Origin of the sequence: Rhizobium sp. PDO1-076 (assembly GCF_000247475.1) — a bacterium.
Lineage (GTDB): Bacteria > Pseudomonadota > Alphaproteobacteria > Rhizobiales > Rhizobiaceae > Allorhizobium.
This window is the reverse complement of sequence record NZ_AHZC01000385.1, coordinates 1-13,124: the sequence shown is the minus strand read 5'-3', so window position 1 is coordinate 13,124 and position 13,124 is coordinate 1. Positions and strand designations below refer to the sequence as shown.

The window sequence follows — 13,124 nt, the reverse complement described above, 5'->3', positions numbered from 1 at the left end:
AAGCTCTGCAGTGTGAAAACCGACCGTGGCGCATCAAGCGACGATCGACGCCGCAATGGCGCCCAGCGTGTTCAAGGCATCCTTCGGATCGAGCCGCACCTGCAGCCCGCGCTGGCCGCCGTTGATGTACACGTAGCCCTCGCCGAGAGCTGCAATCTCGATCGCGGTCGGGACCTGCTTTTTCTGGCCGAAAGGGCTGATGCCGCCAACCACGAAGCCGGTGAGCTTTTCTGCCAGCGGCGGTTTCATCATCGCCGCCGACTTGCCGCCGAAGGCGGCAGCCAGCTTCTTCATGCTGACCTCCTTGTCGGAGGGTACGACGACGCAGACCGGCTTGCCGTCAAGCTCGGCCATCAGCGTCTTGAGTACGCGCGCCGGATCTTCGCCCAGCGCCTCTGCCGCCTGCATGCCGATCCGCTCGGCATGGGGGTCGTAGTCATAGGTGTGAACGGTGAAGCTGATGCCGGCCTTGGCCAGCGCCTGGGTGGCACGCGTGGTCTTCGACATCGTTACATCCCGAGTTCTGCCGCGTAGACCTCCGGCTTGAAGCCGACCAGCAGCTTGCCGTCCAGCTCCAGCCCCAATTCAAGCACGGGCCGTTTGATCATCGACGGCTGTGCCAGCATCAGGTCGATCGCCTTTGCCCGATCAAGATCCGCCTTGGCTTCATCGGGCAGCTTCTTGAAGGTCGTGCCGGCGCGGTTGAGAACCGTTTCCCATCCGCATTTTTCGGTCCAGGTTTCGAGGTGGCCACGATCGATGCCAGATGTCTTGTAGTCGTGGAAAGCGTAGGCGACACCGTGATCGTCCAGCCATTGGCGGGCCTTCTTCATCGTGTCGCAGTTCTTGATACCGTAGATCGTTGCGGTCATGCTCAATCCTCAAGGGCTCCCGCCTTGCGCAATGCGCGGCTCGGCAGGTCGCAGGCGATTTTCATCAGGTCGGCGCGGCGTCGCACCAACCGGTCGGATACGCGCGTGACAATCAGGCCGGCCTGTGGCGCGCGGATTTCCACGCTGCCATCGGGCTGGCCTGGGCGCGTGACGATGGTCGCCAGCAGATCACCCTCGACAACCGGATCGCCGATGTCGCGGTGGAACAGGACTGTTCCGGCTTCAGGGCTTCGCACCATCTCGATATTGTCGAGCGGCACGGCGGGGCCGACGAAGCTCGGCAGTGACACATTTGTATCGACAACCACGCCACGGGCGGCCAGGAATGTCCAGATCCCGTCCGCGTCCTTGCGCGCCATATCGGGATAGACGTCGCGCAGGCCGCGCAATTCGAGGGTGACGGCAAGTTTGCCGGGCAACACGCTACGCTTCTCGCCGGGCATTTCATATTTCCAGGCATGACCGACGGCTTCTTCGAAGGCCGAACTTTCGCCATCGGAGAGGAAGACGGCATCCATGTCGAGCGCGGCGGCCAGATCGCTCGCTTCCGGCCAGAAGGCGTCGTCGATATAGGCATATTGCAGCGACTCGTCGTCACAATGCAGGTCGAGCACCAGATCGGCGCCGAGCGCCATATGCAGCAACTGCCGCTTCAACTGTTCCGTCGCCGGAAAGTGCTTCAGGTCTTCCATCAAGGTGTCACGGTCGCTAAGCGAGATCAGCGGGAAGTCGCGGTTGAAATTGGTGCGCGTGCCGAGTTCGAAACGGCCCTGCAATTCGCCGAAATGCGATTGTGAAGCACCGATCGGATTGGCCTGCGGGACAATGACGATCGTGCCGGCGATCCGGCCTTCGGCTTCGGCCTCGCGCAGCGTCTGGCAGAGGAAGTGCAGCACGGCCGTCCCGGGTAGCTCGTTGGCATGCAGGGCGGCCTGCATATAGACGCTTGGCGCATCCGGGTTGCTGCCTGCGAAACGCAGCACCGGCAGGCGCCATTCGAGACCCGGCGTATCGCCGGCAATGATGATTTCGGATACTTCCACGCTGACCACTCCGCAAACTGTGCTGCCACGAGCTTTATGCGAACCCGCCCTGCCCATGCAAGCCGTTGTCAGGCCGAATGAAGCCGGCGACGCGCGCAAGTCGTGTGAAGGGAAAGTTGGCGCCGGATCCGCCCGTTCTGGGCAGATCTGCATGTCGATTGCTGCGGCTGGCGCAAGAATCGGGTTGAATTGCCGGACTAGGCGTTGGATCCTGACCCGGACGACAACGGAAGCGGCGACATGAGCCAGGCAAGATACCACCATTGCATCTTCGAGACGGCTGGCGGCTTCTGCGGCATCGCGTGGAGCGCGGACGGCATCATCCGCTTCCAGTTGCCGACCGATGAGGCGGCCGGAACCGAGCGGCTTCTGTTGCGGCGTCTGCCGGCATCCACGAGAGCGCAGGCGCCAAGTGCTTTTGCCGAGACGGTCGAAGCGGTGAAACGCTATTTTGCCGGAGACGCGGTCGATTTTTCCAGCGTGGCGCTCGATCTGGACAGCCAGGACGATTTGATGCGCGACATCTATGCCGCCGCCCGGAAGATCGGCTGGGGTCAGACGACGACCTATGGCGCGCTTGCCCGGACGCTGGGGCTTGGGCCGGAGGCAGCACGAGATGTCGGACAGGCCATGGCCAGAAACCCCGTGGCGCTGATCATTCCGTGTCACCGGGTGCTGGCCGCAGGCGGCAAGCTCGGCGGCTTTTCGGCGCCGGGCGGATCGCAGGCGAAAGCCCGGATGCTGGAGATTGAGGGCGTGAAGCTTGCACCACCGGAGCCGGCGCAAGCTTCATTGAACTTCTAGGCTGCAGAGGTGACGATCATTCCCACTCGATCGTGCCGGGCGGCTTCGACGTGACGTCGTAGACCACGCGGTTGATGCCACGGACCTCGTTGATGATGCGGGTTGCCGCACGGCCGAGGAATTCCATGTCGTAGTGATAGAAGTCGGCGGTCATGCCGTCGACCGAGGTCACGGCGCGCAGCGCGCAGACGAATTCGTAGGTGCGGCCGTCGCCCATGACGCCGACGGTTTGGACCGGCAGCAGCACGGCAAACGCCTGCCAGATCGCGTCATAGAGACCGGCCTTGCGGATCTCGTCGAGATAGATCGCATCGGCTTCGCGCAGGATGTCGAGCTTTTCGCGGGTAATGCCGCCCGGGCAGCGGATGGCAAGGCCCGGACCCGGGAAGGGATGACGGCCGATGAATGAGTCCGGCAGGCCGAGTTCGCGGCCGAGCACGCGGACCTCGTCCTTGAACAGTTCGCGCAAGGGTTCGACGAGCTGCATGTTCATGCGATCGGGCAGGCCGCCGACATTGTGGTGGCTCTTGATCGTCACCGACGGGCCGCCGGTGAAGGACACGCTTTCGATGACATCGGGATAGAGGGTGCCCTGGCCGAGGAAATCGGCGCCGCCGAGCTTCTTGGCTTCGTCCTCGAAGGTCTCGATGAACAGGCGGCCGATGATCTTGCGCTTGGTTTCCGGGTCGCTGACCCCTTCCAGCTCCCCGACGAACTTGTCGACGGCATCCACATGGATCAGGTGCAGGTTGTAGTGTTCCTTGAACATGGCAACCACGTCGGCTGCCTCGTTCTTGCGCATCAACCCGTGGTCGACCAGGATGCAGGTCAGCTGGTCGCCGACCGCTTCATGGATCAGAAGTGCGGCGACCGAGGAGTCCACGCCGCCGGACAGCGCGCAGATGACGCGCTTGGTCCCGACCTGGTCGCGGATCGCCTGCACCGCCTTGGCGCGGTAGGCATGCATCGTCCAGTCGCCCTTCAGACCGGCGACATTGTGCACGAAGTTCTGGATCAGCTTGGCGCCATCCGGCGTGTGCACGACTTCCGGGTGGAACTGCACGGCGTAGTATTTCTTCGCCTCGTTGGCGATGAAGGCAAACGGCGCGTTCGGCGAGGTTGCGACCACTTCGAAGCCTGGCGGGATCGCGGTGACGCGGTCGCCATGCGACATCCAGACCTGGTGACGCGAGCCGACGGACCAGAGGCCTTCGAACAGACCGCAATCCTTTTCGATTTCCAGGAAGGCGCGACCGAATTCGCGGTGATGGCCACCTTCAACCTTGCCGCCGAGCTGGGCGCAGATCGTCTGCTGGCCGTAGCAGATGCCGAAGACCGGAACGCCGCTGTCAAAGATCACGTCCGGCGTGCGCGGGCTGCCCTCGTCCAGCGTCGAAGCGGGGCTTCCCGACAGGATGACCGCTTTCGGCTTCAGCCGCTTGAAGCCTTCTTCCGAAGTCTGGAAGGGAACGATTTCGCAATAGACGCCGGATTCGCGAACGCGCCGCGCTATCAGCTGCGTCACCTGGCTGCCGAAATCGATGATGAGAACGCTGTCGGGATGTGCTGTCTGGGTCATGCCGAGCCTTTAAAGAAAAGCGGCCCGTCTTTCAACCGCAGAATGCCGGCTGCGCCTGAATTTTTGATGAGGGTTATCAGAACCAGAAGACGCCGTCTTCCAGCGCCGACTGCAGGCCATCGACGGCCAGCGCCAGCTTCTTGTCGATCAGATGCAGATACTGCGTCCAATCATCGATGTGATTGACGTCGTTGCGGCCGTCGGAAATGCCGCGCAGGCCGATCAGCGGCAGGTTGAAGGCATGGCAGGCGCGCATCACGGCAAAACTCTCCATGTCGACCATGTCGGCGTCGATCGCCTGATAGGCGGCACCCGAGACGACATTGGCGCCGGTCGACAGGCTGGCGGCCGGGATGCCGGGGATGCGCAATGGCAGGTCGACGGAGACAGGCAGGTCGAGAAACGGTGTCTTGCCCTTCTCGAAGCCAAAGGCCGAGGCATCCATGTCGCGGTAGGAGACAGCGGACACCTGATAGACTTCGGCCTGCGTCAGCTTTGCCGAACCGGCGGAGCCAAGCGATACGACGAGGTCGGGCAGGTCTGCTGCGTGCTCGAGACGGGTCAGTTCGCGGGTCAGCACCACGGCCGCCTCGACAGGACCGACGCCGGTCATCAGCGGCGTGATCCGGGTGCGCAGGAAGACGCCATACTCGGCGTCGGCAGCCATGACAAAGAGCACCGATTTTCCGGAAATCGATCTTTGTTCGTATCTCATCCGGAAATGCCCTCGCGGCCACGGATGACCATCATCGTGCTGGTCATCGAGGCGATCAGTTTGGCGGGGCCGTCGGTCAGCGCATAACCGCGCCCATCGGCAACGATGATATTTGAGCCGGGCTTGGTGATCTCGCCGCGAAACAGAAACCGGTCGCCGCGCCCGGGCGACATCAGGTTGACCTTGAATTCGATGGTCAGGAGCGAGGCGTCGGGCTCGATCACCGTATAGGCGGCGTAGCTGCAGGCGGTGTCAAGCGCGGCGGAAATCACGCCGGCATGCAGGAAACCATGCTGCTGGGTCAGTTTCGGATCGAAGGCAAGCTCGATCTCCACCACGCCCTGGCTGATGCGGGTGAGTTCGGCGCCGAGCGTTTCCATCGCGCCCTGGCGGGCGAAACTGGCCCGGATTCGTGCGTCTACCGTATCGCTGTCAATGTCTGTCATGCTGCCTGTCCCTTCGCAGCGGCGAAACTGCCATGCGCGGTTGAGACAGGCAAGCGCTGCCGCGGCAAATTCAGTTCAGCAGGAAAATGCTGGCGTTGAGAAGCGTCGCGAAACTCACCCAGGCGAGATAGGGGATGAAAAGCAGCATCGATGGCCTGTCGATCGGCTCTGCCTTGCGCATGAAGACCACGATCGTCGCCAAAAGCATCACGATCACCACCAGCGCCAGGCCCGGATTTTCCAGACCGAAGAACGATGGCGACCACAGCATGTTGAGTGCGATCTGGGCGAACCACAGTTGCATGGCAGCCGACCGCGGTGCCTTCAGCCAGATCCGCGCGCCGGCAATAGCGATCAGCACATAGAGCAGGGTCCAGACCGGCCCGAAGATCCAGGGCGGCGGATTGAAGAACGGCTTTTCGAGCGTCTGATACCACTCGCCGGGCATATTGGTGAGGCCGGAGAGAAGCCCGGCACCGACGACGACGAAGATGAAAAGGCCATAGGTCAGGATGATGCGCATGATCTCAACTTAGAACAGTGGCGTCGGAACTCAAGGCGTCAGAGGCGGGTAATGTGCTGGTCGAAGGCAACCGGGCTGCGTCTGCCGAGGAAATCACCGCGATAGGAGGAAACGGCAAAGCTTGCGGGAGATGCGGCAATGCCTGCAGCGTCGGTCAGGATCGTTTCCGTCAGCAGGCGTCCGTCGCTTCCGTCGAGCACGGCCCACAGGCCGTTTTTCGGCGAGGCGATGCCGACAAGGCCTTCACTCCGGTTGACCGCAATCGCCCCGACATAGTTGCCGAGCCGGTCGGTCGTATCCTCCGGCAGATGGATGAGTGAAAGGGCTTCGCCCTTGGCAAAATGGCCGACCAGCGGCGGCCGGTCGGTGCGTGGTCCCTCATACTGGCAGGCAAACCAGATACGGCCGTCGGCTGCGATATCCAGATGCCGGGTCGAAAGTCGGGAGAGGTCGGGCGGCAAGGTATGTTTCTCGATCAGGGCGCCTGTTTTCGCATCCACCAGCACCAGCGATGGTTCCATATGGTCGAGATTGAGCTTGGTGCGGCCGAAATCAGGATGGGTTTCGATACCCCCATTGGCGATCACCAGCATCGAGCCGTCGTCGGTCACCGTCATGTCATGCGTGCCGATGCCATAGGCCGGGATCTCCCCGATACGGGCAAACTCTGACCGCGTATCGTAGATCCCGATCATGCCCCGATTGGCGGCAAAGTCGTTTTCGCTGGCATAGAACAGCCGGCCGTCCGGCGAAAAGGCGCCGTGGCCGAAATAGTGCCGCTCGTCCGGCGCGTGGATGATCCGGGGTTCGATCTGGCTTTGGCTGTCGAAGACGACGGCGAAGGTGCCGGGACGGCGAGCAAAGGCGACGGAGAGACCTGTCGCCGTGCTGTGGCAAAGCCCGTGCACGCGGCCGGGCAGTGCAATTTCGTCGATCAGTTCGCCCGTTTCGCTGACAAGGCCGATGGCAAAGCGGCCGTCAGCGCGCTTCAGGCCGGAGGCATAGACGGCATCCGCCCGCGACAGCGCAAAGGCGGAGCGCGGCGCAAGGCCGGCCACAAAGGCGAGCCCCGCTGCCCGGATGAAGGATCGCCGGTCGATCAGGCCGCTGCCGATCATCTCAGTCCCCGTCGGAAAACGAGAAACCGGCGGCAAGGCCAATGCCGCCACCGAGATCATTGTTGAGACGCAGGATCAGGTCGCGGCTGTTGAGCAGCAGGAAGTCGAGCTTGGCCGTTTCTGCCGGGTCGGCAATCGCCCCTTCGACATTTGGCTGGATGTCGTTCACCACCCGCAACAGCGAGCGGGCGACAAAATCGATGGAACTGACGGTGGAACGGCTGTTTTCATCAAGCAGGTCGACCATGCCCGACATCTTCATCAGGTCACGTAAACCTTCGAGATTGCCGGCGACCGAGCGGAATGTATTGCCCGAGCGCCAATAGATCGCCTGGCGCGGCAGGGCTTTTTTTGCGTCGCCCTTGTAGAAGCTCTCCAGACGCTGGTCGCGGATCGTCTCTGCCGCATGTACCAGGATCCCGAGAAGGGCATTGGCGGCTTCTTTTTCGTCGCGAAACAGCGGGTTGGCGGGCCCCGGCTTTTCCCAGGCGGCCTGAACGCCGTCGGGCGCATCCCACGCCGCCGAGAGTTCACCGCCGAGCCGCTCGAGATTGGCGGCTATCGCTGCACCATAGCGGCAGCGATAGCCACCATGATCTCCCCCTTGGTCGCCGCTCAGCACTTCATGCCCCGTGCCGAACAGCACGAATTCCAGCGCACCGATGCCCTGCATGGCGACGCTCTTGTCTTTCAGCGTCGCCATCTGCGTGACGCTGTCGTCCGGTTTGGCGAGCGCTGCATGAACCTGTTTCTGGCCGGTGCTCTTGCGGTCGGGAAAGAACAGCACACGCTCGAAGCGGTTGTCCTCGATCACCGGGCCGACGCGAACGATCTCGATCCGCGACCAGGCATCGATCGTGTCGTTGAAGGCGACGTGGGCAGCATCGACAGTGGCGGCCGACGGCGTGGCGCACACTGCTTCCATGCTGGCTCTCAGCGAACCTGCCGTCTCATGGAACCGGTGATAGCCGGGGCGAATGAAATCATCGACCGCCCGCGTCATCACGCTTGGCACCAGTGCTGTATTCAGCACGGCAGGCCCGGCATTGCTTTCCTGTGCCATCGCGCCGGAGGAAATCGACAGGGCAAGGACCAGGCTCGTCAGGGCAAAACGCATCAGAGAGACTCCAGGAATGTGATCAGCGCCTTCCGGTCATCGGGCGCCTGGGCTGCAAAGGCATCGCGGGCTTTCTGCGCTTCTCCGCCATGCCAGAGGATGGCTTCGGTCAGGTTTCGCGCCCTTCCGTCATGCAGGAAGAAATTATGCCCGCTGACGGTCTGGGTCAGACCGATACCCCAGAGCGGCGGCGTGCGCCACTCCTGTCCGCTGGCATCGCCAACCCGCTGCCCATCGGCAAGGCCGTCGCCCATGTCATGCAGCAGGAAATCGGAATAGGGCCAGATCAATTGGAAGGCCTGGGCCTTGTTGCCGGCATCGCGCCGCGTCACGTATTTGGGTGTATGGCAGGCAATGCAGCCACTTTGATAAAACAGCTGCTTGCCGCGCAGCACGTCCGGGCTTGAGACATCGCGCCGGATCGGCGGAGCCAGGTTTTCGGCGTAGAAGGTCACCAGGGCAAGCACCGGATCCGGTGCTTCCGTGTCGCCCAGCCGTGGCTGCGCCCCGGCAGGCAAAGACGTGCATGCGGTTTGCAGCGTCGTGCAATCGCCCCAATGCCTGGCCGTGTCCGGAGTGGAAATACCGATATCGCCGGCAAAGGCGCTGGCGCTCTGGTCACGCACAGAACCGTTCTGCGCCTTCCAGCCGAAGCGGCCGAGCACGATTTCGCCGGTGCGATGGTCGCGCGCCCGTGCCGCGCGTCCGGATATCCCATCGGCATCCTTGTCGTCAGGGTCGGCATGCGAGCGAATATCTTGTGGCGCGATGGCCTCGATCAGGCCGAGCCCGGTCATCGGATTGGCGATGCGTGGCGACAGCGTCGTTTGCGGGTCGAGCGGGCCATAGGCGAGGTCGGATACGGAATACTGAGGCTTGCGCAGCGAGACCGTCTTCCCGCCCGCTAGCACCACCCGCCGCTCTTCGTAGGAGATGACCATGCGGCCTTCGGCGGCAAGGCCGGGCACGGCCTGATCCTGCAACTGGGCGCCATAGACCGGGTCGGGGAAGCTGACGATATCGAGCGCATCGAGCCGCGCCTGCTCCTCGGCCGTGCGCGCCGGCCGCGCAAGCCGCAGGAACATCGACGTGGCATCCCTGTCAGCCTCGGGCGGATGACCCCGCCCGTCCTTCAGATGGCAACTCTGGCAGGCGCGCGCGTTGAACAGCGGGCCAAGGCCGTCAGAAGCCTGGGTCGACGAGGGCGACGACACCCAGAGCTTGCGGAAGAGGGCATTGCCGAGCTTGAAATCCTGCTCTTCGGCAAAGGTGATGTTTTCGGAAAACTGCGAAAAGGCATCGGCATTGGGCGAATGACGCGACGTTCCGGCACCGCCCGCCATGGCTTCGAAGGCTTCAGCCTCATCGAACGCTGTTGTCGGCGCTGTCACCTTCGCGACCCGCGCGCGATCCTTGTCCGTGAGATCGGGGCGGCTAGGCTGGTCGTCGGCCCTGGAGGAGGAAAGGGCCAGGCCAAGGGCCAAAACCAGGAACGCCAAACCTGTGCAGGCGGACGGATGCGGCCGCAGGGGCCGAAGAAACATGCTCATGTGAAGATCGGGCCACCCGATGGTCATCGGGCGGCCCGCCTTTGTGCTTATTGGAAGACAGCGTTAGGATTATCCAGGCTGTCGGAACCTTCAAGCTCGATCGCACCCAGATCCAGCGACGCAATGACGCGCTGGATGGTCTGGGTCTGGTCGATCAGGCCGTCGATGGCGGCCTGCACGGTGGCATTGCCCTCGGTATTGCCTTCGCCGATCATCTGGTCATAGGCCTCGACGGTTTCGGCGCGCTTTGCCATGGCATTCATCGCAGCAAGCGTCTTGTCGAGCTTGCCCTTCATTTCGGCATCGAGTGCTGCATCCTTGGCAACCACCAGTTCCGACAGCGACGGCCCGGTCAGCTTTGTGCCGTCGACGCGGGTGTATTCGCCGGTATAGGCCGATGCGATGCCGATGGCATCGTTCAGATGCGAGGCATGCGTGTTGTCGGAGAAGCAATCATGCTCTTCTTCCGGGTCATGCAGCAGAACGCCGAGCTTCATGCGCTCGCCGGCCAGTTCGCCGTAAGACAGTGAGCCCATGCCGGTGAGGATGGTCGAGAGGCCGGCCTTTTCGTCGGCCAGCACCGACTTCGTCGCTTCGCCGTCCGGCGCCCATGCGGTGACCATGTCCTGCAGGTCATTGACCAAAAGGGTCGAGGCAGATTTCAGATAGGCCGCGCGACGATCGCAATTGCCGTTGGTGCAGGCCTTGGTATTGAAGTCGGTAAACGGGCGGTTGCCGGCGCCAGGCCCGGTGCCGTTCAGGTCCTGGCCCCAAAGCAGGAATTCGATGGCGTGGTAGCCGCTGGCCACATTGGCCTCGACTTCGCCGGCTTCGTGCAAGGTGTCGGCAATCAGTTCTGGGGTAATTGTGGTCGCATCGACATCGGCGCCGTTGATCTTGATCTTCGGGTTGGCGATGACATTGGCGACGTAGAGTGCGTTGCCGTCGCTTTCCGTGCCGTAGCCGGCGTCGACATAGTCGATCAGGCCTTCATCGAGCGGCCAGGCGTTGACCTTGCCTTCCCAGTCGTCAACGATCGCATTGCCGAAACGATAGACTTCGGTCTGCTGATACGGCACGCGGGCCTTGATCCAGGCGGCGCGCGCAGCCTTCAGCGTTTCGTCGCTCGGGGTTGCGATCAGCGCGTCGATGGCGGCATCCAGGGCCTTGGCCGTGGTCAGTGCATCCTCGAACTTGGCATGGGCAAGCACGGTATAGTGCGTGAGCACCTCTGCCGATGACGGCGCGGCGAATGCCGGGCCGGTAAAGATGGCGGCGGAAGCGACCAGAAGCGCGACAGACGCGCCGATGATGGATTTCCGGATCATGGGGTTCTCCTTCGACGCCGAGGCGCCCTCTCGATAAAACGGACGCCTTGTCTTGGCCGAAAATCAAACTGGTGTCAAACAGTCGACTATGAGGCCGGACGACTGGACTTGACGCCTGTCAATCGGTGCCGGTCTTGCGGCGCATCCTGCAGAAGAAGAAGCCGTCGGTGTCCATGCTTGCGGGGCTCAGCGTGATGGTGCGGCCATCGGCGGAGCGTGGCTTCGGAGCCTTGTCGCCGAAAAGGCGCTTCCAGTCCTCCAGGGCCGAAACAATCTCGAATTGAGGATTGGTTTCGCAGAAGGCATGAACCTGCGCATCGTTTTCCGCCGGCAGCACGGAACAGGTGACGTAGAGCAGCGATCCGCCCGGCCTCACATAGGCAGAGGCTTCGGTCAGGGCCTCCTGCTGCTGGGTCACGCGTTCCTCGAGATTGCGCTGTGTCAGGCGCCATTTGGTGTCCGGGCGCCGGCGCCAGGTGCCGGTGCCGGTGCAGGGCGCATCGACCAGCACGCGGTCGAATTTCTCCTTGAGGCTGGTCAGCCCTTTGAGCGCATCGTGAACCTGCACATTGTGCGTGCCGGCGCGCTTCAGCCGCTCGATGATCGGCGCGAGGCGCTTGCGGTCGGCGTCATAGGCATGCACCTGACCCTTGTTGTTCATCGCGGCCGCCATGGCGAGCGTCTTGCCGCCGCCGCCGGCGCAGAAATCGAGGACCTGATCGCCCTCGCGTGCGTCGACCAGGTCGGCGACGATCTGCGATCCTTCATCCTGCACTTCGAACCAGCCCTTCTGGAAGCTGAGTTCGGCCGTGACATTGGGAAGGCGCGACGGACCTTCGCCGGCTGGTACACGCATGCCGAAGCGCGCGATCGGTGAGGCGACAGCCCCGGCACGATCCAGCGCCTTCAACACCTTGTCGCGATGGGCCTTCAAGGTATTGACGCGCAGGTCGAGTGTCGGACGTGTGGCAAGCGCCTGGGCTTCGCTCAGCCAGTCCTCACCGAAGGCGGCTGCGAAGGCGGGTTCCACCCAGTCGGGAATGTCGCCCTGGACATGCAGCGGAGCGTCGGCGAGATTGCGGCTGGCAAAAGCCTGGGCCTGGGATTCACTGAGTGGAGCAGGTGCAAAATTGTCGCCGTCGAATTCGGACGCCAATTGCTCGGCCGTGTAGCCCCACTGGCGCAGCAGTACGGCCCAGCCGAGGGCGTGCGCACTGTCGTCATCCATCAGGAAGGCATGGGAGAGTTTCATGCGCAGGGCGTCATAGACAATGTTGCCGATGGCGGCCCGGTCACCGGAACCGGCGAAACGATGCGACAGGCCCCAATCCTTCAGGGCATCGGCAACAGGACGGCGACGGGTTTCGATATCGCTCAAAACTTCGATCGCACCGGCAAGACGGCCGCCCAAGCGCATATTCATTCTCCTCTAAAAGAAGAGAGCGTGGTAACGGCGAACCGGAGGAAGAGCAAGCGCTTTGGCCTGCGATCCGGCATTTCGCCGTTACGGGTCTAGAAAGCGCGGATCAGCGGATGATTTCGTAGCAAACCTTGGCGTGACCGGAACGGATCATGCCGATGTTCTGGGCGGCGGCCTTCGACAGGTCGAGCACGCGGCCGCGGATGAACGGGCCTCGGTCGTTGACGCGGACCACGACGCTCTTGCCATTGTTGCGATTGGTCACCTTGATCTTGGTGCCGAAGCGCAGGCTCTTGTGAGCGGCGGTCATCTGCGACGGGTTCATACGTTCACCGGAAGCTGTCTTGGAGTGCAGGGCATACCAGGATGCGCCGCCACACGAAGAAGCGGCCTCTGCGCTGATCGGTGCGAAAGCACAGAGTGCAGCTATAGTTGCAACGGTGAAAATAGAACGCCGGTTATTCGTCAAGTTTCATTTCCCTAGTCGTTGACACGAGCAGATTATTGCTTGGAAACGGCTAATACGCCAACTCGCTGACCTCGACTCTTTGGCCTTCCCAAAACGCGGTGAATCTGAATCTCTGGGGC

The 13,124-nt window shown here is 62.6% G+C and carries 14 protein-coding genes; 1 reads left to right on the top strand and 13 read right to left on the bottom strand.

Features of this window, described 5'->3' with window-relative positions:
- Positions 1–33: 33 nt before the first annotated feature.
- From ybaK to PDO_RS18415, 3 genes are read right to left on the bottom strand one after another with little or no spacing between them, the layout of a single operon-like run.
- Positions 34–507, bottom strand: a complete 474-nt coding sequence (gene ybaK / locus PDO_RS18425) for a Cys-tRNA(Pro) deacylase (RefSeq protein ID WP_007605501.1) — start codon at positions 505–507, stop codon at positions 34–36.
- A gap of 2 nt (positions 508–509) precedes the next feature.
- Positions 510–872 carry an ArsC family reductase gene (locus tag PDO_RS18420; RefSeq protein ID WP_007605499.1) on the bottom strand — a complete coding sequence of 121 codons (363 nt, stop codon included), beginning with the start codon at positions 870–872 and terminating at the stop codon, positions 510–512.
- A 2-nt stretch (positions 873–874) separates the two neighbouring features.
- Complete coding sequence (locus PDO_RS18415; RefSeq protein WP_007605497.1) at positions 875–1,936, bottom strand: succinylglutamate desuccinylase/aspartoacylase family protein; 1,062 nt, start codon at positions 1,934–1,936, stop codon at positions 875–877.
- Between the two features lie 240 nt (positions 1,937–2,176).
- Here PDO_RS18415 and PDO_RS18410 point away from each other — a divergent pair, with 240 nt between their 5' ends.
- The gene (locus PDO_RS18410) at positions 2,177–2,740 is read left to right on the top strand and encodes a methylated-DNA--[protein]-cysteine S-methyltransferase (protein ID WP_007605496.1); all 564 of its coding nucleotides are present in this window, start codon (positions 2,177–2,179) and stop codon (positions 2,738–2,740) included.
- 16 nt (positions 2,741–2,756) lie between these two features.
- Here the strand turns inward: PDO_RS18410 and guaA are convergent, their stop codons facing one another.
- From guaA to PDO_RS18360, 10 genes are all read right to left on the bottom strand, one after another.
- Positions 2,757–4,319 (bottom strand): glutamine-hydrolyzing GMP synthase, encoded by a 1,563-nt coding sequence (gene guaA / locus PDO_RS18405; RefSeq protein ID WP_007605495.1) that lies wholly within the window; start codon positions 4,317–4,319, stop codon positions 2,757–2,759.
- A gap of 76 nt (positions 4,320–4,395) precedes the next feature.
- Positions 4,396–5,034 (bottom strand): 5'-methylthioadenosine/S-adenosylhomocysteine nucleosidase, encoded by a 639-nt coding sequence (locus PDO_RS18400; protein ID WP_007605494.1) that lies wholly within the window; start codon positions 5,032–5,034, stop codon positions 4,396–4,398.
- The gene (locus PDO_RS18395; protein ID WP_007605492.1) at positions 5,031–5,480 is read right to left on the bottom strand and encodes a PaaI family thioesterase; all 450 of its coding nucleotides are present in this window, start codon (positions 5,478–5,480) and stop codon (positions 5,031–5,033) included. Before PDO_RS18395 ends, PDO_RS18400 begins: the two co-directional genes overlap by 4 nt.
- 70 nt (positions 5,481–5,550) lie before the next feature.
- Positions 5,551–6,003, bottom strand: coding sequence for a TspO/MBR family protein (locus tag PDO_RS18390; RefSeq protein WP_007605491.1), 453 nt, complete (start codon positions 6,001–6,003; stop codon positions 5,551–5,553).
- A gap of 38 nt (positions 6,004–6,041) precedes the next feature.
- Positions 6,042–7,121, bottom strand: a complete 1,080-nt coding sequence (locus PDO_RS18385) for a DUF1513 domain-containing protein (protein WP_007605490.1) — start codon at positions 7,119–7,121, stop codon at positions 6,042–6,044.
- Between the two features lies 1 nt (position 7,122).
- Positions 7,123–8,238, bottom strand: a complete 1,116-nt coding sequence (locus PDO_RS18380) for an imelysin family protein (RefSeq protein ID WP_007605489.1) — start codon at positions 8,236–8,238, stop codon at positions 7,123–7,125.
- Positions 8,238–9,782, bottom strand: a complete 1,545-nt coding sequence (locus tag PDO_RS18375; RefSeq protein WP_052023475.1) for a di-heme oxidoredictase family protein — start codon at positions 9,780–9,782, stop codon at positions 8,238–8,240. Before PDO_RS18375 ends, PDO_RS18380 begins: the two co-directional genes overlap by 1 nt.
- A gap of 53 nt (positions 9,783–9,835) precedes the next feature.
- Entirely contained in the window at positions 9,836–11,116 is a 1,281-nt protein-coding gene (locus PDO_RS18370; protein WP_007605480.1) for an imelysin family protein, read from the bottom strand.
- Positions 11,117–11,234: 118 nt separating this feature from the next.
- The gene (locus PDO_RS18365) at positions 11,235–12,533 is read right to left on the bottom strand and encodes an RsmB/NOP family class I SAM-dependent RNA methyltransferase (RefSeq protein WP_007605478.1); all 1,299 of its coding nucleotides are present in this window, start codon (positions 12,531–12,533) and stop codon (positions 11,235–11,237) included.
- 109 nt (positions 12,534–12,642) lie between these two features.
- A complete protein-coding gene (locus tag PDO_RS18360; RefSeq protein ID WP_037074623.1) occupies positions 12,643–13,005 on the bottom strand; it encodes a septal ring lytic transglycosylase RlpA family protein in 363 nt (120 codons plus the stop codon).
- Positions 13,006–13,124: the final 119 nt, after the last annotated feature.

Excerpts from the sequence above, each read along its gene's own strand:
- ybaK (WP_007605501.1), bottom strand. The coding sequence starts at position 507 with ATGTCGAAGACCACGCGTGCCACCCAGGCGCTGGCCAAGGCCGGCATC.
- PDO_RS18420 (WP_007605499.1), bottom strand. The coding sequence starts at position 872 with ATGACCGCAACGATCTACGGTATCAAGAACTGCGACACGATGAAGAAG.
- PDO_RS18410 (WP_007605496.1), top strand. The coding sequence starts at position 2,177 with ATGAGCCAGGCAAGATACCACCATTGCATCTTCGAGACGGCTGGCGGC.
- guaA (WP_007605495.1), bottom strand. The coding sequence starts at position 4,319 with ATGACCCAGACAGCACATCCCGACAGCGTTCTCATCATCGATTTCGGC.
- PDO_RS18400 (WP_007605494.1), bottom strand. The coding sequence starts at position 5,034 with ATGAGATACGAACAAAGATCGATTTCCGGAAAATCGGTGCTCTTTGTC.
- PDO_RS18395 (WP_007605492.1), bottom strand. The coding sequence starts at position 5,480 with ATGACAGACATTGACAGCGATACGGTAGACGCACGAATCCGGGCCAGT.
- PDO_RS18390 (WP_007605491.1), bottom strand. The coding sequence starts at position 6,003 with ATGCGCATCATCCTGACCTATGGCCTTTTCATCTTCGTCGTCGTCGGT.
- PDO_RS18385 (WP_007605490.1), bottom strand. The coding sequence starts at position 7,121 with ATGATCGGCAGCGGCCTGATCGACCGGCGATCCTTCATCCGGGCAGCG.
- PDO_RS18380 (WP_007605489.1), bottom strand. The coding sequence starts at position 8,238 with ATGCGTTTTGCCCTGACGAGCCTGGTCCTTGCCCTGTCGATTTCCTCC.
- PDO_RS18375 (WP_052023475.1), bottom strand. The coding sequence starts at position 9,782 with ATGTTTCTTCGGCCCCTGCGGCCGCATCCGTCCGCCTGCACAGGTTTG.
- PDO_RS18370 (WP_007605480.1), bottom strand. The coding sequence starts at position 11,116 with ATGATCCGGAAATCCATCATCGGCGCGTCTGTCGCGCTTCTGGTCGCT.
- PDO_RS18365 (WP_007605478.1), bottom strand. The coding sequence starts at position 12,533 with ATGCGCTTGGGCGGCCGTCTTGCCGGTGCGATCGAAGTTTTGAGCGAT.